Annotated in this window: 18 protein-coding genes; 11 read left to right on the top strand and 7 right to left on the bottom strand. The window is 36.1% G+C overall.

Annotated elements, in window-relative coordinates; translation table 11 throughout:
* Window positions 1-49 precede the first annotated feature (49 nt).
* The 5 genes from HCO57_RS00240 (at window position 50) to speD (ending at window position 5,721) form a co-directional block, all read left to right on the top strand.
* The gene (locus HCO57_RS00240) at window positions 50-2,449 is read left to right on the top strand and encodes a glycoside hydrolase family 31 protein (RefSeq protein ID WP_167987305.1); all 2,400 of its coding nucleotides are present in this window, start codon (window positions 50-52) and stop codon (window positions 2,447-2,449) included.
* A gap of 36 nt (window positions 2,450-2,485) precedes the next feature.
* The gene (locus HCO57_RS00245) at window positions 2,486-3,295 is read left to right on the top strand and encodes a M48 family metallopeptidase (RefSeq protein ID WP_167987307.1); all 810 of its coding nucleotides are present in this window, start codon (window positions 2,486-2,488) and stop codon (window positions 3,293-3,295) included.
* A gap of 60 nt (window positions 3,296-3,355) precedes the next feature.
* Window positions 3,356-4,687: an MFS transporter gene (locus HCO57_RS00250; RefSeq protein WP_167987309.1), complete on the top strand. Its 1,332-nt coding sequence runs from the start codon at window positions 3,356-3,358 to the stop codon at window positions 4,685-4,687.
* A 106-nt stretch (window positions 4,688-4,793) separates the two neighbouring features.
* Window positions 4,794-5,336, top strand: a complete 543-nt coding sequence (locus HCO57_RS00255; RefSeq protein WP_167987310.1) for a hypothetical protein — start codon at window positions 4,794-4,796, stop codon at window positions 5,334-5,336.
* Between the two features lie 10 nt (window positions 5,337-5,346).
* Entirely contained in the window at window positions 5,347-5,721 is a 375-nt protein-coding gene (gene speD, locus HCO57_RS00260) for an adenosylmethionine decarboxylase (protein ID WP_167987311.1), read from the top strand.
* Here the strand turns inward: speD and HCO57_RS00265 are convergent.
* Window positions 5,714-6,886 carry a glutathionylspermidine synthase family protein gene (locus HCO57_RS00265; protein ID WP_167987312.1) on the bottom strand — a complete coding sequence of 391 codons (1,173 nt, stop codon included), beginning with the start codon at window positions 6,884-6,886 and terminating at the stop codon, window positions 5,714-5,716. The genes speD and HCO57_RS00265 overlap by 8 nt on opposite strands.
* Window positions 6,849-7,406 (bottom strand): hypothetical protein, encoded by a 558-nt coding sequence (locus HCO57_RS00270; RefSeq protein ID WP_136950820.1) that lies wholly within the window; start codon window positions 7,404-7,406, stop codon window positions 6,849-6,851. The genes HCO57_RS00265 and HCO57_RS00270 overlap by 38 nt, the downstream gene beginning before the upstream one ends.
* A 49-nt stretch (window positions 7,407-7,455) precedes the next feature.
* Here HCO57_RS00270 and HCO57_RS00275 point away from each other — a divergent pair, with 49 nt between their 5' ends.
* On the top strand, window positions 7,456-8,982 hold the full coding sequence (locus HCO57_RS00275; protein WP_167987313.1) for a polyamine aminopropyltransferase: 1,527 nt from the start codon (window positions 7,456-7,458) through the stop codon (window positions 8,980-8,982).
* A gap of 41 nt (window positions 8,983-9,023) precedes the next feature.
* Here HCO57_RS00275 and HCO57_RS00280 read toward each other — a convergent pair whose 3' ends face one another.
* From HCO57_RS00280 to HCO57_RS00295, 4 genes are read right to left on the bottom strand one after another with little or no spacing between them, the layout of a single operon-like run.
* On the bottom strand, window positions 9,024-9,749 hold the full coding sequence (locus HCO57_RS00280; RefSeq protein WP_167987314.1) for a head GIN domain-containing protein: 726 nt from the start codon (window positions 9,747-9,749) through the stop codon (window positions 9,024-9,026).
* Window positions 9,750-9,768: 19 nt separating this feature from the next.
* Entirely contained in the window at window positions 9,769-10,866 is a 1,098-nt protein-coding gene (locus HCO57_RS00285) for a hypothetical protein (RefSeq protein ID WP_167988084.1), read from the bottom strand.
* Window positions 10,847-11,407, bottom strand: a complete 561-nt coding sequence (locus HCO57_RS00290; RefSeq protein WP_167987315.1) for a hypothetical protein — start codon at window positions 11,405-11,407, stop codon at window positions 10,847-10,849. Before HCO57_RS00290 ends, HCO57_RS00285 begins: the two co-directional genes overlap by 20 nt.
* Before the next feature lie 2 nt (window positions 11,408-11,409).
* Complete coding sequence (locus tag HCO57_RS00295; RefSeq protein ID WP_167987316.1) at window positions 11,410-11,970, bottom strand: RNA polymerase sigma factor; 561 nt, start codon at window positions 11,968-11,970, stop codon at window positions 11,410-11,412.
* A gap of 221 nt (window positions 11,971-12,191) precedes the next feature.
* Between HCO57_RS00295 and lon the strand changes: the two genes are divergently transcribed.
* Both lon and cmk read left to right on the top strand, forming a co-directional pair.
* Window positions 12,192-14,642 (top strand): endopeptidase La, encoded by a 2,451-nt coding sequence (gene lon, locus HCO57_RS00300; protein ID WP_167987317.1) that lies wholly within the window; start codon window positions 12,192-12,194, stop codon window positions 14,640-14,642.
* A 31-nt stretch (window positions 14,643-14,673) separates the two neighbouring features.
* On the top strand, window positions 14,674-15,363 hold the full coding sequence (gene cmk / locus HCO57_RS00305) for a (d)CMP kinase (RefSeq protein WP_167987319.1): 690 nt from the start codon (window positions 14,674-14,676) through the stop codon (window positions 15,361-15,363).
* A 47-nt stretch (window positions 15,364-15,410) separates the two neighbouring features.
* Here the strand turns inward: cmk and HCO57_RS00310 are convergent, their stop codons facing one another.
* Window positions 15,411-15,791 (bottom strand): LysM peptidoglycan-binding domain-containing protein, encoded by a 381-nt coding sequence (locus HCO57_RS00310; RefSeq protein WP_167987321.1) that lies wholly within the window; start codon window positions 15,789-15,791, stop codon window positions 15,411-15,413.
* A gap of 256 nt (window positions 15,792-16,047) precedes the next feature.
* On the opposite strand from HCO57_RS00310, the gene rpsA reads away from it, so the two are divergent.
* The 3 genes from rpsA to HCO57_RS00325 all read left to right on the top strand — a co-directional run bounded on the left by rpsA (window position 16,048) and on the right by HCO57_RS00325 (window position 19,445).
* The gene (rpsA, locus tag HCO57_RS00315) at window positions 16,048-17,868 is read left to right on the top strand and encodes a 30S ribosomal protein S1 (RefSeq protein ID WP_167987323.1); all 1,821 of its coding nucleotides are present in this window, start codon (window positions 16,048-16,050) and stop codon (window positions 17,866-17,868) included.
* A gap of 111 nt (window positions 17,869-17,979) precedes the next feature.
* The gene (gene pyrR, locus HCO57_RS00320) at window positions 17,980-18,522 is read left to right on the top strand and encodes a bifunctional pyr operon transcriptional regulator/uracil phosphoribosyltransferase PyrR (protein WP_136950810.1); all 543 of its coding nucleotides are present in this window, start codon (window positions 17,980-17,982) and stop codon (window positions 18,520-18,522) included.
* Window positions 18,519-19,445 carry an aspartate carbamoyltransferase catalytic subunit gene (locus HCO57_RS00325; RefSeq protein WP_136950809.1) on the top strand — a complete coding sequence of 309 codons (927 nt, stop codon included), beginning with the start codon at window positions 18,519-18,521 and terminating at the stop codon, window positions 19,443-19,445. Before pyrR ends, HCO57_RS00325 begins: the two co-directional genes overlap by 4 nt.
* Window positions 19,446-19,447: the final 2 nt, after the last annotated feature.

A 19,447-nucleotide genomic window follows, 5' to 3' on the forward strand; every position in this document is an offset into this window, starting at 1 on the left:
AAAAATCAATGGAATGTCCTTTTTTTGTTAGTCTAAAATCATACATACTATGATTACCAATACAGAAATCGAAAGACGGGGAAATCAGTTTCCAAACAATGTTGTTGACTTTAAGCACGACAATGAAAAAGTATGGATTACCACACACAATGGGGTAATACTAGAAATTACAATCATGAGAGATTCCATGGTTCGGTTTAGGTACGCCACTGAGCACGCGTTTGAACCAGATTTTTCTTATGCCATTAGTGCAGACGTAAATACAGGATACAATTCTTTAACAGTTAAAGAAGAGATTCCAGAGTTTGTTATAAAAACTTCTAAAATCATCATTTACGTCCAAAAAAAGGATTTAAAAGTACAAATAACAGATTTAGAGGGTGCTGTTATTAATGAAGACGATTTAGGTTTTCACTGGGAAGAAAACTTTGATTACGGTGGTAACATTGTAAAAATGACCAAGGTTACCCAATCTGGTGAAAGTTTTTATGGTATGGGAGACAAAGCTTCACATACCAATCTAAAAGGGAAAAGAGTTTCTAATTGGGTTACAGATTCTTATGCCTACGGTAAGGATCAATCACCACTTTATAAGGCCATTCCTTTTTATGTGGGCTTGCATAATGAAAAAGCTTACGGAATATTCTTTGATAATTCCTTCGGGACTTATTTTGACTTTGCACATGAACGCAGAAATCTAACTAGTTTTTGGGCAGATGGTGGAGAAATGAATTATTATTTCTTTTATGGTCCAAAAATTTCGCAAGTAGTAGAAGCGTATACGGATTTAACAGGAGTACCAGAATTACCACCCATGTGGGCGTTAGGTTTTCATCAATCTAAATGGAGCTATTATCCAGAAAAAAAAGTAAAAGATATTGCCGCCAAGTTTAGAAAACTAAGAATACCCTGCGACGCTATTTACCTAGATATTGATTATATGGAAGGGTTTAGGTGTTTTACCTGGGATAATAAAAAGTTTCCGGACCCTAAACGGATGATAGACGAGTTAGAGGCAGATGGTTTTAAAACCGTAACTATGATAGACCCTGGCTTAAAAATAGACCGGGATTATTGGGTCTATCAACAAGCTATGGACAATGATTTTTTCTGTAAACGAGCAGATGGGCCACATTTTAAAGGAAAGGTTTGGCCAGGAGATTGTAAGTTTCCAGATTTTACAGATCCTAAAGTAAGAGAATGGTGGGCTACATTGTATAAAGAAATGATTTCTGAAATGGGTGTGCATGGTGTATGGAATGATATGAATGAGCCTGCAATTATGGAAGTGCCTACCAAAACAGCTAACCTAGATGTAAGACACAATTATGACGGGCATCCTTGTAGCCATAGAAAAGCACATAATGTGTATGGTATGCAGATGGTGCGTGCTACCTATAACGGAGTTAAAAAATATACATTCCCTAAGCGACCTTTTGTATTGACAAGAGCGGCATACTCTGGCACACAAAGATATTGTGCAACTTGGACAGGAGATAACGTAGCTACATGGGAGCATTTATGGATTGCAAACGTGCAAATGCAGCGTATGTGTATGAGTGGCTATTCTTTTGTAGGGTCAGATATTGGTGGTTTTGCCGAACAGCCTAACGGAGAATTGTTTGCGCGCTGGGTACAATTAGGAGTTTTTCATCCGTTTTGTAGGGTGCATTCCAGTGGAGACCATGGGGACCAAGAACCTTGGTCTTTTGGTAAAGAAATTACCGATATTGTTCGCAAGTTTATAGAACTTCGGTATGAGCTATTACCATACTTATACACAGCTTTTTATAAATACGTAGAAGACGGTGTTCCCATGCTTCAATCTTTAGTATATTTTGACCAAGCGGACACACAAACTCATTTTAGAACAGACGAGTTTATTTTTGGGGAACAAATTTTAGTTTGTCCTGTACAAGAACCCAATTCTCAAGGGCGCAGAATGTACGTGCCAAAAGGGAAATGGTATAATTATTGGACAGATGAACTTGTGGAAGGCGGTGTAGAAAGATGGGTGTCTGCTCCACTAGATAAAATTCCACTCTTTATCAAAGAAGGCGCAATGATTCCCAAATATCCTGTACAACAATATGTTGGTGAAAAGGAATTGGTTGAGTTAAAGATAGATGTTTACTTTAAAGAAGGTAAAGAAGATTCTGTAATTTATGAAGATCAGCAAGAAGGTTTCGATTATAAAAAAGGAAGATACAGTTTGCGCAACTTTAGACTTTTAGGTAAGCCTAATGAATTAATTATACAACAGTTTAAGGATGGCACCTATACTACTAGTTATGAAACGTTTAAAATACAATTTCATGGGTTGCCATTTAAAATAGAAACTATAGAGATAGATAATGAAGAAGTAACTTTTGAATCGGTTAAGTTTGACGGTAATAGAACTATTGAAGTTAGCAAGGACATTACTGCCATACACTTAATCGGTAAATAAAAAGTTGTATTTTACGATTTAAACACAATTACCATTATGAGAAAGTTAGGATTATCCCTTTTGGTTTTTTTAGGCGTAGTAGCGTGTAAAACCAATCCGTTTACGGGGCAAAGGACGTTGAACTTTTATGGCAATCAGCAAATTTTCCCCATGGCTTTTGCACAGTACGATCAGTTCTTATCAGAGAACAACGTGATTACAGGTACTACAGAAGCACAAATGATTACAAACGTAGGTCAGCGCATAGCTACAGCTGCAGAACGTTGGTTAGATGCCAATGGATTTCCCGGATATTTAAATGATTACAAGTGGGAGTATAATCTGGTTAAAGATGAAACGGTGAATGCGTGGTGTATGCCAGGTGGTAAAATTGTTTTTTACACAGGTATTTTACCAATTTGCCAAGGTGAAGCTGGTATTGCAGTGGTTATGGGTCACGAGGTTGCACACGCATTAGCGGACCATGGAGCACAACGTATGAGTGCGGGTACACTACAACAAATTGGTGCAGTTGCTGGTAATGTGGCTATCCAAGACCCTCAGAAAAGAAATATGTTTAATCAGGCATACGGTATTGGTTCTCAGTTAGGGATTATGTTGCCATTTAGCAGAAGTCATGAAACGGAAGCTGATAAAATTGGTCTTCAGATTATGGCTATTGCAGGGTATAATCCAGATGAGGCCGCTGAGCTTTGGAAGCGTATGAAGGCAAATAGTGGGGGGCAGGCGCCACCAGAATTTATGAGTACACACCCGTCTAATGACACTAGGATTAACAATCTTACGGCGTGGGCACCAGAAGCTAAGCAAGAAGCAGCCAAGTTTGGGGTTACTTCTTTTAAGTAAAAAAATAGATTTAGTATCTTGAAAGCTGCTTAACCAAGCAGCTTTTTTTTATTTAGTTATATGACACAAACATTTGCGCTCAAAGGAGAAAAAAAGCTCCTAAATGCCTGGGCTTTTTATGACTGGGCAAACTCGGTCTATAGTCTTGTAATCTCTTCTGCTGTATTTCCTATTTTTTATGGAGCATTATTTAGAACTGCAGGTATAGAAAAAGTTTCGGTTTTTGGTTTTGAAATTGCCAGAGCTCCGTTAATTAGTTATACAACCTCAACTGCATTTGTTTTTATTGCACTAATAACACCATTAATATCTGGTATTGCAGATTATTTGGGTAATAAGCGTTTTTTTTTAAAGTTCTTTTGTTATTTAGGAGCTATTTCTTGCGCCGGACTTTATTGGTTTTCTTTAGAAAATATTTATCTAGGTCTTTTGTGTTACTTCTTTGGTTTGGTAGGCTTTTGGGTAAGTTTTGCTATCAATAATTCTTACTTACCAGATATTGCCTTTCCAGAACAACAAGACCGTATTAGCGCCAAAGGTTTTTCCTTAGGCTATATTGGTAGCGTACTTTTATTGCTCTTTAATTTGCTAATGGTAATGAAACCAGATTTCTTTGGCATTACAGATGCTTCTGAAATAGGGGGAGATAGCGCTAAAATTAAGGCTATGAAGTATTCTTTTATTACCGTGGGTTTTTGGTGGGCTTTATTTAGCCAATATACTTTTAAACATCTACCTAAAGGCTATAAAAAAGAAGGTGCGCGTAAAAATGTATTGTTGAACGGTTTTCAGGAGTTGCAAACTGTTTGGAAACAACTGCAAGGACAATCACAACTAAAACGGTATTTAGGTGCTTTTTTTGTATATAGTATGGCGGTACAAACAATAATGCTTATTGCTACTTATTTTGGTGAAGAAGAGATACAATGGGGGACAGATGAAGAGCGAACCGTGGGACTAATAATCAGTATCTTAGTAATACAAATTGTTGCTGTTTTAGGAGCAACCGTAACCGCTTGGTGTTCTAAAAAGTACGGAAATATAAAGACCTTAGTAACCATAAACATAATGTGGCTTGGCTTATGTGTATATGCCTATTTTGTAATAACGCCTTTAGATTTTTACATAGCAGCTGGTTTAGTAGGCTTAGTGATGGGCGGAATACAAGCGTTGAGTAGGTCCACTTACTCTAAGTATTTGCCAGACACCACAGATACTACTTCTTTTTTTAGTTTTTATGATGTATCAGAAAAAATAGGCATTGTAATCGGCACCCTTATTTACGGTTTGATTGCGCAAGTGACAGGGGGTATGCGTTTAAGTACAATTTTTTTGGGTATATTTTTTTTAATAGGGGCTTTTTTATTAACTAGAGTGGAACGGTCTAAGTAACTGTTAAAATAACGGTTATTATTATGGATTCCTTACAATTAGTTTAGTAACTTACCGTTCTAAATACAAATGCAAAGCACAATACACTAACCAATCTCCCACAATTATGAAATTTATTATAACTCCTTTATTAATCTGCATTTTATTGGCTTCATGCAGTAGTAATGTAGATTTAGCTATAGATAATCCTACGGATCAACCTGTTTTTATTAAGGTAGATGATTTAGAGGTAGAGATACCTGCGAACGAAGTTGTATGGGTAGAAATGGGCAAAGGTGACCATGAGTTAACATTACAGAACGATAGTTTGGTTAAACATAACTTTGATCAATCCTTGTATATGATAAACCCTACCTTGAACGAATATTTGTTGATGGAAGAATACTATGGTAGCGATGCATTTTATAGTTCTTATGAAATGACAAGTAAATTTAGCTCTAAAACTGTCAATTACATGGGTATTGAATTTGAGGGTAACTATGATGTGGTAGATAAACTTATCAATACAGTAACTTGGGACTACGGACCTAGAGAAAAATTACCAGAAATGGTACAAGTAGAGTCTGGAGAAAACTACACTGTTTTAAAAAAGCTGCTTAGTCCTACAGAATTTATAGAAATGGTTCAACAAAGTGCTGGAGCGGAATAATCCAAGAATTATGCATATTGGTATACATGCCACTTGGGACGCCTATAACTGCAATGCAGATGCAATTTCTTTTGTTGATAAAGTAGAAGGAGTTTTGCATGCAATTACAGATACCTTAGACTTAAAAGAAGTAAATGGTTCTTTTAAACAATTTGAGCCTATTGGGGTAACCGGAGTTATTTTATTAGAAGAAAGCCACATAAGCATCCATACGTGGCCAGAGCATAACTATGCGGCGATAGATGTCTTTTCTTGTAAGGCTTTTGATGCGGATTTAGTTACAGAAATTATTAAAAAAGAGTTGTTATCTAACCAAGTTGAAACTACAATTTTAAAAAGAGGTAGTTTAGAAATGGTAAAAAACGTACAAAAAGTTCTTAGATAATGTAATGTGTCATAAACTCACAATCATCCGTAATAATTGGGTTATCTTCTGTTCTTAAATTAATTGCTGAAGCTTTATGGGTATAAAATACTCCCGTTTGGTAGGCATATTTTTCTGAGTCTTCTGCTAACGGAATGTACTCTTGATGAATCTTTTGTTGATGTGCATAATCGCCTTTAGACGTAGTTTTTTTAGAAGTATGTATTTCTATATTTTCTCCTAAACGGCCAAATATTGGTTTTGCAACATAATTTCTAAGGCTTGCTGGAGTTAAATAAGTATTAGCAATACAAACATTGGGATAGTTTTCTGTAAGGTACGCCAAGAATTTTTTGTTTTGCCATAAAGCCGTAATTGGGGGATTTAATACCGTGCATAAATCTTTTTGTATGATGGTCGCTAAATCCTTGGCTAATTCTGGTTCGTCCGTAAACATCCAATCCCAAGGTATCATTTTAAACCATATATCTGCAATTTGGTACTCTCCATTTATCTCATACAAAATGCCATTCTCATGAGAGAATATAACATCTTCTAGGTGTGTATAAAATACTTTATAGCCTTGTTTATAGCCAATGTCTAAAATTGCATTAACATTGAGTACATCTTCTTCATAACCAAAAGAAGACCCTAAAATAAAAGGTTGGTCATGGGGTATTTTTGTTTTTAAGTGTGCTAAAGTATGTCCTATGTCCTCTGCTAGTGTATTGAACTGACTTGCACCGGTAAGTAGGTTTAATTGTGCTTTTTGCCAAAGAATCGTTTCAGGTAGCGTGCTGCACGTATCTGCATTAAATTCTATCACCTTTGCTGGTGTGTTCCCAAAACCTCCGTTTACATCAAACCGGCCATATAAAAAGGGGTGTTTCTTACGATGCTCCCAAGTGTACTGTATACAATCCCAAAAAAACTTGGGAATACCAAAATCACTCAATTTTTGGTCATTGATAACCTTTTGTGTGGCGCTTTGAAATAATTCAAAAGCCACAGTAGCTGTTTTGCTAAACGTATCAACCTCTTCCCGGTAAAGGCCTAAAAGCTCTTCAGAGAAATAATCTTGCTTTAAGTACCAATAAAGCTGGTGTGGTAAATCTTTCTTTTTTAATCGTTTAATGCTTTTAAAACGATTATCCTCCAAAAGAACGGAATGATTTTCCTGACCCATAACCTTTAGATGAACTTCCTGGAACTTTTACTTTTCTGCTTGTAGCCGTACTCTTTAATTCGTTTTGTAGCCCGGTAGATTTGTTATAAGCTGTAGCATCCTTGTAGTAACTAGAGTTTGGTGCTACATTACCTAATCTTCTATTAAAATAAGAAGCTGCTAAAGAATAGTATAATACACTTCTTAATCCTCTACCGTAGCGCTGTTCACTTTCATTATTTTCTATTTTGGCTAAAGAGAGCGTATCTACCTTTCCTTCTAGTGTATGAACAATGGCTATGGAATTTTCTTTCTTATCTATTAAGCGCTCGTCAATAATTTTGTATTCATCGCCTGGCTCAACTTCTTCTACCTCTGTAATAGTACCTTTCGTAGCTTCGTAAATGGTTTCTTCTTTAAAGTCTTTAAGCTTTGGCTCGCCATTACCACCACAGCTGCTTGCTATGATACCCGCAGATAAGGTACTGGCAAGCATCAATTTTCTACCAAATGCTCGCCCGTTTAATGTTTTTTTATTCATCTTTGAAAGGATTGTTTATACGTAACGTTATCAAACCTAGCTAAATTTTATGAGAAACAAAATTCTTTTATCCATTGCCGTATTTATTGCAGGATTGTGCTCTATAATTTATGAACTTTTGGTGAGTACAACGGCGACCTATTTTTTAGGTGATGGGGTAAGGCAGTTTAGCATAATTATAGGTGTTTATTTATTTTCCATGGGGATTGGCGCTTTTTTATCTAAATACCTTTCTAAATTACCTATTCGGTTTTTTGTGCATGTTGAATTTTTATTGGGATTTATAGGAGGTATTTCTGTTCCCTTGCTTTATTTTTTGTTTGTACAGGTAAGTCCGCTAACCTTGCAAATTCTTTGTTTGGTAATCATATTTGTAATTGGCCTACTCACCGGCATGGAAGTGCCGTTGCTAACATTTGCTTTTGATGGGGTAAACGTAAAGAACGATTTGTCTAACGTATTGTCTTTAGATTACATAGGTGGCCTATTGGCAACGCTAATTTTTCCATTTATTCTATTACCTTTTGTGGGGTTGTATTATTCGTCGCTCATCTTTGGGATTCTCAATATTGTGTTGGGTTTAGTCATCAGTTTTAAATTTTTAGACTTTTCTAAGAAAACTTTTGCCTTTGGTATTACTACTCTTATTGGGTTATTGGTATTAGTAGGTTATGGAGGTAGATTGTTAAAGGTATGGGATAATGCTATTTACAAGAGTCCTATTGTTTTAAATGAGCAAACGCCTTATCAAAAAATAGTAGTGACAAAAAAACTAGAAGATGTACGTTTGTATTTAAATAGAGTTATTCAATTTTCTTCTTTAGATGAGCACCGCTATCACGAGTCCTTAGTACACATTCCTATGGGGGCTCACGAAAACCCAAAAAAAATATTAATATTAGGTGGGGGCGAAAATTTAGCTAGTAGAGAAGTTCTTAAGCATGCAACAGTAGAAAGCATAGATGTGGTAGATATTGATAGTACTATGTTTTATTTAGCAAAAGAGCATCCCATATTTAAAAAGATAAACCAAAATGCTGCTGTGCATGCTAAGGTAAATCTGATTACAGCAGATGCTTTTAGTTATTTAGCAAATACCACAGAAGTTTATGATGTAGTCATAGCAGATTTACCAGATCCTGTGAATGAGGCTATTGCGAGGCTCTACAGCAGGCAATTTTTTCTTCTTGCAAAATCAAAACTTTCTAAAAATGGAGTGTTTGTTACACAGGCAGGAGAAATTTACTTTTCCAATACGGTTTTTAGTTGCATTAATACTACATTAAAAGAGGTTTTTAAAACCACCCATGCCTACCATACCTATATTCCATCTTTTGGTGATTGGGGTTTTGTTATGGCTGCAGACCATGACTTACCACTACAAAGCGTACCAGGCAAATTCCCTAAAACCAATAAATTTTTAACTGCCACGCAATATGGTAATATGTTTAATTTACCCGCAGATTTAGAGGTTGTAGAAACTAAGGTGAATACCATGGATAGCCCAGTAATCTTAAATTATTATTTAGATGATTGGGCAAAATGGAAAACTGATTTACAACAAGGAACGCCATAGGTTTTAAGTTGTAAATCAGTTTTAGTTCTGAACAGGAGTTGTTACGCCCTACTTACATCTCCAGAACCAGAGCTTTTGCTTTTTACTTTAGAAGGATTGCCCTTATATGTAATGTTGCCAGAACCAGAAACTCTAGCATTTAAAATTTTTTCTACAGTGATTTCTATATCTGCAGAGCCAGAAACGGTAGCCTCTACATTTTTCGCAGTTAAATCATAAGCGGAAATGTCCCCAGATCCAGAAATAGTCACCTCAAAGTTAGAAGCTTGCCCACTTAAATCCATATCTCCAGAGCCGGATAATCTTGCTTCTAAATGATTAACATCAACATCTAAGGTCACGTCTCCAGAGCCAGATACACGTGTTTCTAAACTAGCGCCTTTAAGGGTAGTACTGCTCGTTATATCACCAGAACCAGATAAACTCAATTCATCTATTTCTTCTACAGGAACTGTGATATAAATACCGTTTTTGTAACTAGAAGGTTTTAGATTTACTCCTTTTTCTGTTTTAATTACAAGCACCCCATTGTCTACCTCTGTAATGACATAGTCTAATAAGTTTTCTTCGCCTTTTAAGGTTAATTCGCCCTCACTGCCGCTTACCAATTTAACATCGAACCAGCCGCTAATAGCTATACCGTCATAATCGTTTACAGAGCGTTCCAGAGTTACTACGTTTCCGTTTCCTTTTATTCGTTTTCCCCATTGGGCGTGTGCGCTTATGGTAAAAATACAAGTTAGTGCTACTAAAATTCCGTTTTTCATGATGTTCGTTTTTTGATTGTTAGTTATTAAAGAAAGATATGCCTCCATATTCGCTATTTATAGTTACGGTATTGGGTGCATTAGCATTACCGTGAAAACCTTTATAATATTTTCTTGTAGATTTTTCATTACTGTAATTAATTTCAAAATCTTCCTTACCACTGACCCCAGCGTATTCGGTATTGATTTCAAAAGTAAATTGATAATCAGAATCATATCCAATTTTTATTCCTGTGTAATCTGAGTTGATGTCAATATTACCAGCATTCGGCATCATTCTATTAATCTTTACAGAACCGTAATCTGCATTGATATCCACATTACCTTCTACATCGCCAAGTTTTACACTTATGTAACTGCCTCTTCCTTGTACATTTTTGGCGTAACCAACATCTATGGAACCGTAATCACTAACATAATCTAGATGCTCCATTTTTTCTATGTTGGAGTGGGTGTAATCTGCTCTTATGATAAGGTTACCTGCTTTTTCTATAGTAAAACCAGAATAGTCGGCAAAAATTTCAGCACTGTTTACGTACTCAAAGGTGGATTTAGAAGTGTAATCAAATCGCAATTCATTATTTCTACCTCTTAATTCCCCAATTTCCATTTTACCGTAATCGCAACTAATTTTGGCATGTCCATCAATTCTATCTAAAAAAATAGAACCATAGTCATTGCCTAGATTTACACTGTTTTTTACGGGTACTTTTATGGTGTAGTTCACTTGTACGTTCACATTGTGTTTGCCACCCCAGTTCCATCCCCAACTGCTTTTCTTTTCTGTGAATCTGGTAATAGCAGAAACCATGCTAGCAGTGTTTTCAAAATCTACATCTATTTCTGCCAAACGCTCTTTTACGCGTTCTTCATCATTGCCATTGGTTTTAATATGTACTTCTATTAAAACTTTGTTTTGGTCCCAAGAAGAGATGTTTAAATTACCGTAGCTATTTTTTACCCGTAGTAAGGCATCCATATTTACAGTGAATTCCTTTTTTATGGTTTTTTCTTTGGTGTGTTTACCGCTCCAATGTGTATCATTAGGAGCAGCCTTAGCGCTAGGCGGTGCTGCTACCAATAGGAGTAATAAAATTTTAAATAGTAAAGTTCGCATCATTTACTGTGTTTATATTTTTAATCTGTTCTATATTTTCTAAAACCTCTTTTACTAAGGCTATCCGGGTTTCAAAGTTGATTATCATGGCGTTTAAAATAAATTTGCTGTTTCCGCCATTTATCAATTCCTGCTCCAACGCTTTATAATCCTTTTCTAGTTTTTGCAGTTGCAGCAAAGTGTCATCTACAAGTTTGGCAGTTTCAGGAGATTTGGCTTCTTGCAATTCTACCACCTGCTCGTCTATTAGACTTGTAAAATAAAATGCTGTTTGTTGCGCTTCTGGGGCAATTTTTACCACTTGTTCTTCTATACTACTAGGAGTGTTTAGGTATTGAAATCCTAGTACACAAACCAAAGCAATACTAGCTGCAATAGAAAGTGGTTTCCAAAAATTACGTTCTTTTTTAGGTAAGGTTGCAACTCCTTTGCCAGTATTTAATTTATCTAAAAAACGTAGTTCATGACCCGCTGTGGGTTCCGCAATATCTAATTGCCCATCTAGTCTGTTAAATAGCTCCTCTATGGTATCCTTCTTCATGGCTATATATTTACAGTTATTAATTTTTTTCTAAGACTCTCTTTTGCCCTACTAATTGTAGTTCTGCAATTGGCGTAACTTATATTCATAATGTCACATATTTCATCATAATCATAACCCTCTATTAAATGTAAGGTCAAAGAAAGACGGTAATTGTCTTTAAGACTTTTCATGGTATCCATCACTTTTTGAGCCTTCAGTTCTGTAAAACCACTTGTTTCTAAAGCAACATCGCTGCTTTCTTCAACCCTGTACATTATATCTTCCAAGTCTACCGTACTTGTTTTTTGTTTTTTTCTATAGTGGTGTATACTGTTGTTGATTACTATCCGTTTTAACCAAGCCCCAAAGGTGACGTCTCCTTTAAAACTTTGTAACTTGGTAAAAGCGCTTAAGAAGGATTCTTGCATAACATCTTCTGCCTCTGCAGTATGTTTTACAATGCGGAGTGCCGTGTTATACATTGCCTTGTAATACAGGTTGTATATTTTTAACTGGGCACTCTGTTGTCCTTTTAAACATTGCTGTAACAACAAATTTATATGTTCACTATTGTGGCTCAAAAATGTGATAGGTTTGTCTTATAGATGAGGTAATTTAACCATTGTTACACTTTTGCATAATTTTTTTATAATGCATTGGCATAACTATTGTTTTAGAAAGGAACATAAATGTAGTAAATCGTCGTTAACAAGCAGTATTACTGGGTGCTTTAAGAATCTGACGGGGTAAAGAATATAATACGGCTGTCAAGGGTTAATGACAGAATGACTTAAAAATTGATATGGGTAATATAAAATTTACAAATTTTGACAATATGTCTCTTCAAGGATTGGATGAAGATGCGGAATTAATTCCTTTACTAACTCCAGAAGATGAGGAGCAGATGAACAGGGAAAGTCTGCCAGAAACTTTGCCTATTTTACCATTGCGTAATACCGTATTGTTTCCAGGTGTTGTAATCCCAATTACTGCAGGTAGGGATAAGTCTATTAACCTAATAAAAGAAGCTAACAATGGTAGTAAGGTTATTGGGGTGGTTTCTCAGAAAGATGAAAATATAGAAAATCCTGCAGCAAAGGATATTAATACTATTGGTACGGTTGCTCGTATACTTAGAGTATTACAAATGCCAGATGGGAATACTACAATTATAATTCAGGGTAAAAAGCGTTTTGAAATAGATAACATCGTTACAGAAGAACCTTTCATTACTGCAAATATTAAGGAGGCTTTTGAATCTAGACCAGAGGAAGATAGTGAGGAGTTTTTGGCCATTATAGAATCTATTAAAGAGTTGGCGTTCCGCATTATTAGAGATAATCCGAACATTCCTAGTGAGGCAACCTTTGCCATAAAAAATATACAGAGTAATTCTTTCCTAATAAATTTTGTGTCTTCTAATCTAAACTTAGATGTGGCAGACAAACAAAAGTTATTGCAAATAGGAGACTTGCAAGAGAGAGCTCTGGCTACATTAAAATATATGAATACTGAGCTTCAAAAGTTGGAGCTTAAGAATGATATTCAATCTAAGGTTAAGAGTGATATGGACCAGCAACAGCGGGAGTATTACTTGCACCAGCAGATGAAAACTATTCAGGAGGAGTTAGGTGGCGTTTCTTATGAAGAAGAAGTGGAAGAAATGCGCCAGAAAGCTAAAGATAAGAAGTGGAGTAAAAAGGTAAAAGAGCATTTTGAAAAAGAAGTTGCCAAAATGCAACGAATGAATCCGCAAGTGGCAGAATATTCAATTCAGCGTAATTATTTGGATTTATTTTTAGAATTGCCTTGGAACGAATATTCTAAAGATAAGTTCGATTTAAAACGAGCAGAAAAAATATTAGATAGAGACCACTACGGTTTAGAAGATGTTAAAAAACGTATTGTGGAATATCTAGCGGTGCTAAAACTCCGTAATGATATGAAATCTCCTATCCTATGCTTGTACGGTCCTCCTGGGGTAGGTAAAACCTCTTTAGGTAAATCTGTAGCAGAAGCATTGGGTAGAGAATACGTACGGATGTCTTTAGGTGGTTTGCGAGACGAAGCGGAAATACGTGGACACCGTAAAACCTATATAGGTGCTATGCCGGGTAGAATAATTCAAAGTATTAAAAAGGCAGCGACCAGTAATCCTGTTTTTATTTTAGACGAAATAGATAAGTTAAGCAACAGCCATCAAGGAGACCCGTCTTCTGCCATGTTAGAAGTATTAGACCCTGAACAAAACGAGGAGTTTTACGATAATTTCTTGGAAATGGGGTACGATTTGTCTAAAGTGATGTTCATAGCTACCGCCAATAACCTCTCTACCATTCAACCTGCTTTAAGAGACCGAATGGAAATTATAAATGTAACAGGTTATACCATAGAAGAGAAAGTAGAAATTGCTAAGAAACATTTACTTCCTAAGCAATTAAAAGAACATGGACTAACAGGGAATGACCTTAAGATTGGTAAGCCTCAATTAGAAAAGATTGTAGAAGGCTACACACGAGAATCTGGGGTGCGTACTTTAGAAAAGCAACTAGCCAAAATGGTTCGTTATGCGGCTAAGAATATTGCCACGGAAGAAGAGTACGAGGTTAAGGTAAGTAATGAAATTGTAGAGAAAGTTCTTGGTCCGGCACGTTTAGAGCGAGATAAGTATGAAAACAATGATGTAGCTGGTGTAGTAACTGGTTTGGCATGGACCAGCGTTGGGGGCGATATTTTATTTATAGAATCTATCTTATCTAAAGGTAAAGGGGCTATGAATATTACAGGTAACCTTGGTAAAGTAATGAAGGAGTCTGCCACCATTGCCATGGAGTACATAAAGAGCAATGCAGAAGAATTTGATATAGACCCTGCTGTTTTTGAAAAATACAACGTACACATTCACGTACCAGAAGGAGCGACTCCAAAAGATGGTCCTAGTGCAGGTATTACCATGCTAACTTCTTTAGTTTCTCTGTTTACTCAGAAAAAGGTTAAAAAGAGCTTGGCTATGACAGGAGAAATTACTTTACGTGGTAAGGTATTGCCTGTAGGCGGAATAAAAGAAAAAATTCTTGCAGCGAAAAGAGCTAGAATTAAAGAAATCATCCTTTGTGAGGAAAACCGTAGAGACATAGAAGAGATAAAAGCAGAATATTTAAAAGGGCTTACTTTTCATTATGTTTCTGATATGAAAGAAGTGGTAGAAATAGCGGTAACAAAACAGAAGGTTAAGAATGCCAAGAAGTTGTAAGTAAGCTTAATTTCTTGATTAACTTTAGGGTATGAAGCAGATTACGATAGCAATAGACGGGTATTCTTCTACAGGCAAAAGTACTGTGGCCAAGCGTTTGGCAAAAGCGCTTAATTACATTTACGTAGATACAGGTGCAATGTACCGTGCTGTAACGTTATATGCTCTAGACCAAAATTTAATTACAGATGAGCATTTAGATGTACAAGGTGTTGTTAATGCTGTAGAAAAACTAAAGCTCAATTTTGTTTTAAATCTAGATACCCAACAAGGCGAAATTCACCTAAACGGTGCTAACGTAGAAGGTAAGATTAGAAACCTTAGGGTAAGCAGAAAGGTAAGCAAGATAGCAGCCATACCAGAGGTAAGGGCCAAATTAGTGGCGTTACAACAGAAAATGGGTGAAGATAAAGGTGTAGTTATGGATGGCAGGGATATTGGCACGGTAGTTTTCCCTAATGCGGAGCTTAAGTTGTTTATGACAGCTTCTGCAGAAAAGAGAGCCAACAGGCGGTATAAGGAGTTATTGGAGCGCGGAGATAAAGTTTCTTATGACGATGTATTAAAAAACGTGCAAGAAAGAGACCATATAGATAGTACCAGAAAAACTTCACCTTTAAAAAAAGCAGCAGATGCAATTGAGTTTGATAACTCTGATATGGGTCTTGATGAGCAGTTTGAACGGATACATCAATTTGCTTTACGCCTAATAAATAAATAAAAAAAGCCACTCAAGAGTGGCTTTTTTATCAAATTTACTTAATCTTATTATAGATTTGGAATTACCAATTCTTGGTCTGGGTGAATAACATCTGGATTGCTCAACACCCCAGTGTTTGCTTCAAAAATTTGCTTGTACTTCATGGGGTCACCGTAGTAGTGTTTTGCAATTAAGCTTAAAGATTCACCACTTTTAACCGTATGTCTATGGTAAACAGAGTCATCAGCAACAGTAATATTAGCTTTAACGTCTGCTGGGCTATCGCCACCTATTTCTTTTATTTTATCCCAAAGTAAGTTTTTTTCATACTGGGTGTTTGCTTCACCTTTTATTTTTAAAACGCCACCTTCTTCAGAAACGTCTCCATTTTTAATAGCTAATTCTTCGCCTAAATCTAAAACAGGTTGGTATTTTGCTTTAACGCTCATAGTGTAAAATTTTTTAATGGTTACTAATAAGAAACAAGATAACTATAAAAGTCACACCTAAGTATAAATTAACTTTAATTGTTTTTCAGTTTTGTTTTAAGATAAAATAAAGCTTTGTAAAACAAGGAATTAATTGTATTTTTGCACACCTTTTTAACGAGAGACAGGAGAAAAAAGGGTTAATTTATATATATAATCACTTCTACGGTAAGCGTTAGCTCCTGTAAATCCGTAGGATACAAATTAAAATCAGCAAATGGCTGAAGAAAAAAACGCTGCCGAAGTAACTGAACAAGCTACGGCACCAGTTGTGTCTCAAAAAGACCCTAAAGAATTTTTAGAAAACTTTGATTGGGACAAGTACGAAGAAGGTATTGAAAAAGTAGACGACAGCAAACTTAACGAGTTTGAAAAGTTAGTTGAAGAAAACTTTGTAGATACTGCAGATGAAGAGGTTGTAGAAGGTACCGTTGTACACATGACGGACAGAGAGGCAATCATTGACATCAATGCTAAATCTGAAGGAGTTATCTCTTTAAACGAGTTCAGATACAACCCAGACCTTAAAGTAGGGGACAAGGTTGAAGTATTGATTGACATCCGTGAGGACAAAACAGGACAATTAGTATTATCTCATAGAAAAGCTAGAACAATCATGGCTTGGGATCGTGTTAACGCTGCCCATGACAAAGAAGAGATTGTTACAGGATTCGTTAAATGTCGTACCAAAGGTGGTATGATTGTAGACGTATTCGGTATCGAAGCTTTCTTGCCAGGTTCTCAGATAGATGTTAAACCAATCCGTGATTACGATCAGTATGTTGGTAAAACTATGGAATTTAAAGTGGTTAAGATTAATCACGAATTTAAGAACGTAGTTGTTTCGCATAAAGCACTTATCGAGGCAGATATTGAAGAGCAGAAGAAAGAAATCATCGGCCAATTAGAAAAAGGTCAGGTATTAGAAGGTGTTGTTAAGAACATCACTTCTTACGGTGTATTCATCGATTTAGGAGGTGTAGATGGTCTTATCCACATTACAGACCTTTCTTGGAGCCGTATTAACCACCCGAATGAGGTTGTTGAACTAGACCAGAAACTTAACGTTGTAATCTTAGACTTTGATGATAACAAGTCAAGAATTCAATTAGGTCTTAAGCAATTAGAGAAGCACCCATGGGATGCGTTAGGAGAAAACATCCAGGTAGGCGAAAAAGTTAAAGGTAAAGTAGTTGTAATCGCTGATTACGGTGCATTTATCGAGGTTGCAGAAGGTGTAGAAGGTCTTATTCACGTATCAGAAATGTCTTGGTCTACGCACTTGCGTTCTGCTCAAGATTTTGTAAAAGTTGGTGATGAGGTAGAGGCTGTAGTATTGACTTTGGACAGAGAGGAAAGAAAAATGAGCTTAGGTATTAAGCAATTGACTCCAGACCCATGGACAGATATTACTTCTAAGTACCCAGTAGGTTCTAGACACAAAGGTATTGTACGTAACTTTACTAACTTTGGTGTGTTTGTAGAAATGGAAGAAGGTATTGATGGTCTTATCTATATCTCTGACCTTTCTTGGACTAAGAAAATTAAGCACCCATCAGAATTTGTTAACGTAGGTGACGAATTAGAGGTTGAGGTACTTGAACTAGATGTAGACGGTAGAAAATTAAGCCTTGGTCACAAGCAAACTACTGAAAACCCTTGGGATAAGTACGCAGCTGACTTTGGTGAAGGTTCTGTACACAAAGCTACAGTAACAGACATCGTAGATAAAGGTGCAACAATCGTATTGAATGACGATATCACTGCATTTGTTCCTTCTAGACACATGGAGAAAGAAGATGGCAGTAAAATCAAAAAAGGTGAAGAAATTGAATTTAAAGTAATAGAATTCAATAAAGACTTTAAGAGAGTTGTTGCTAGCCATACTGCTATTTTCCGTGAGCAAGAGGAAAATAACATTAAAACTGCCAAGCGTAAAGCTGCTGCATCTGCAGAGGAAAATGCACCTACTTTAGGTGATGCTAACGCTCAGTTGCAAGCATTGAAAGAGAAAATGGAAGCAGACGCTAAAAAATAAGCATCGCTTGTATTTAAAATAGAAAGCCTCGAACGTAAGTTCGGGGCTTTTTCATTTATCATCGTTACTTAGAAATGTGTACTTTTGTAATAAGTGTTGGAAAAATTGCCAATGAGTCAAAAAATACTGCTTTCCGCTAAAGAAATAAACATCATTCTACATCGTTTGGCTTGCCAATTGTTAGAAAATCATTTAGATTTTTCAGAAACAGTTCTAATCGGTATACAGCCAAGAGGCACCTATCTTGCAGAAAGATTGGCTAAAATTCTTAAAGAAGAATACAAAGTTAAAAATGTAAAAATAGGTTTCTTAGACATTACTTTTTATAGAGACGATTTTAGAAGAGGTAATAAAACATTAGAAGCCAACTCTACCAAAATAGATTTTATAGTGGAGGACAAAAGTGTTGTATTTATAGATGACGTTTTATATACAGGTAGAAGTATACGGTCTGCACTAACAGCCGTGCAGTCTTTTGGTAGACCAAAGCAAATAGAACTATTAACGCTTATAGATCGCAGATTTAGTAGACATTTACCTATACAGCCTAATTATAGAGGTAGACAGGTTGATGCAATTAATAATGAGAAAGTAAAGGTAATGTGGCAAGAGAATGATGGGGAGGATGCCGTTTATCTAGTAGAAAAAGTATGAGTGAATTAACTGTAAATCATTTATTGGGCATAAAATATCTTAAAAAGAAAGATATAGACTTGATATTTGAGACAGCAGACCATTTTAAAGAAGTAATTAATAGGTCTATAAAAAAAGTCCCTACGCTTAGAGATATTACAATAGCCAACATCTTTTTTGAAAATAGTACTAGGACAAAACTTTCTTTTGAATTAGCACAAAAAAGGTTATCCGCAGATGTAGTTAATTTCTCTGCTTCTCAATCTTCTGTCAAAAAGGGAGAAACACTAATAGATACAGTAAATAATATCTTGAGCATGAAGGTGGATATGGTGGTCATGCGCCATCCTAATCCCGGTGCTGGTATCTTTTTATCTAAACACGTAAATGCAGCAATCGTAAATGCGGGTGATGGTGCACACGAGCATCCTACGCAAGCATTATTAGATTCTTATTCAATTAGAGAAAGACTGGGAGATGTTGGGGGTAAAAAGGTGGTTATTGTTGGTGATATTTTACACTCTAGAGTAGCCTTATCCAATATTTTTGCCTTAAAATTACAAGGTGCAGAAGTTAAGGTTTGTGGGCCTAAAACATTGCTGCCAAAATACATAGAGTCTTTAGGGGTAGAAGTAGAAACCAATTTAAGAAAAGCCTTAGAATGGTGTGATGTGGCCAATATGTTACGCATACAAAATGAACGCCTAGATATTAGTTATTTCCCAACTACTAGAGAATATACCCAACAATATGGCGTAAATAAGGCTTTGTTAGATAGTCTGGATAAAGAAATAGTTATAATGCACCCAGGCCCAATTAACAGGGGGGTAGAAATTACTACAGATGTTGCAGATTCCGGACAATCCATTATCTTAGATCAAGTAGAAAACGGTGTGGCCGTAAGGATGGCAGTAATCTATCTTTTGGCCTCCAAAATTAAATAGCC

The organism is Croceivirga sp. JEA036 (genome assembly GCF_011882165.1).
In the GTDB taxonomy this organism is placed as follows: domain Bacteria; phylum Bacteroidota; class Bacteroidia; order Flavobacteriales; family Flavobacteriaceae; genus Croceivirga.

Bases quoted from the DNA above. Each gene is read 5' to 3' on its own strand.
- HCO57_RS00285 (WP_167988084.1), bottom strand. From the start codon at position 10,866: ATGCGAACTTTACTATTTAAAATTTTATTACTCCTATTGGTAGCAGCA.
- pyrR (WP_136950810.1), top strand. From the start codon at position 17,980: ATGAGTCAAAAAATACTGCTTTCCGCTAAAGAAATAAACATCATTCTA.
- cmk (WP_167987319.1), top strand. From the start codon at position 14,674: ATGAAGCAGATTACGATAGCAATAGACGGGTATTCTTCTACAGGCAAA.
- HCO57_RS00280 (WP_167987314.1), bottom strand. From the start codon at position 9,749: ATGAAAAACGGAATTTTAGTAGCACTAACTTGTATTTTTACCATAAGC.
- speD (WP_167987311.1), top strand. From the start codon at position 5,347: ATGCATATTGGTATACATGCCACTTGGGACGCCTATAACTGCAATGCA.
- HCO57_RS00250 (WP_167987309.1), top strand. From the start codon at position 3,356: ATGACACAAACATTTGCGCTCAAAGGAGAAAAAAAGCTCCTAAATGCC.
- HCO57_RS00245 (WP_167987307.1), top strand. From the start codon at position 2,486: ATGAGAAAGTTAGGATTATCCCTTTTGGTTTTTTTAGGCGTAGTAGCG.
- HCO57_RS00310 (WP_167987321.1), bottom strand. From the start codon at position 15,791: ATGAGCGTTAAAGCAAAATACCAACCTGTTTTAGATTTAGGCGAAGAA.
- HCO57_RS00290 (WP_167987315.1), bottom strand. From the start codon at position 11,407: ATGAAGAAGGATACCATAGAGGAGCTATTTAACAGACTAGATGGGCAA.
- HCO57_RS00255 (WP_167987310.1), top strand. From the start codon at position 4,794: ATGAAATTTATTATAACTCCTTTATTAATCTGCATTTTATTGGCTTCA.
- HCO57_RS00240 (WP_167987305.1), top strand. From the start codon at position 50: ATGATTACCAATACAGAAATCGAAAGACGGGGAAATCAGTTTCCAAAC.
- HCO57_RS00325 (WP_136950809.1), top strand. From the start codon at position 18,519: ATGAGTGAATTAACTGTAAATCATTTATTGGGCATAAAATATCTTAAA.
- HCO57_RS00275 (WP_167987313.1), top strand. From the start codon at position 7,456: ATGAGAAACAAAATTCTTTTATCCATTGCCGTATTTATTGCAGGATTG.
- HCO57_RS00265 (WP_167987312.1), bottom strand. From the start codon at position 6,886: ATGGGTCAGGAAAATCATTCCGTTCTTTTGGAGGATAATCGTTTTAAA.
- rpsA (WP_167987323.1), top strand. From the start codon at position 16,048: ATGGCTGAAGAAAAAAACGCTGCCGAAGTAACTGAACAAGCTACGGCA.
- lon (WP_167987317.1), top strand. From the start codon at position 12,192: ATGGGTAATATAAAATTTACAAATTTTGACAATATGTCTCTTCAAGGA.
- HCO57_RS00270 (WP_136950820.1), bottom strand. From the start codon at position 7,406: ATGAATAAAAAAACATTAAACGGGCGAGCATTTGGTAGAAAATTGATG.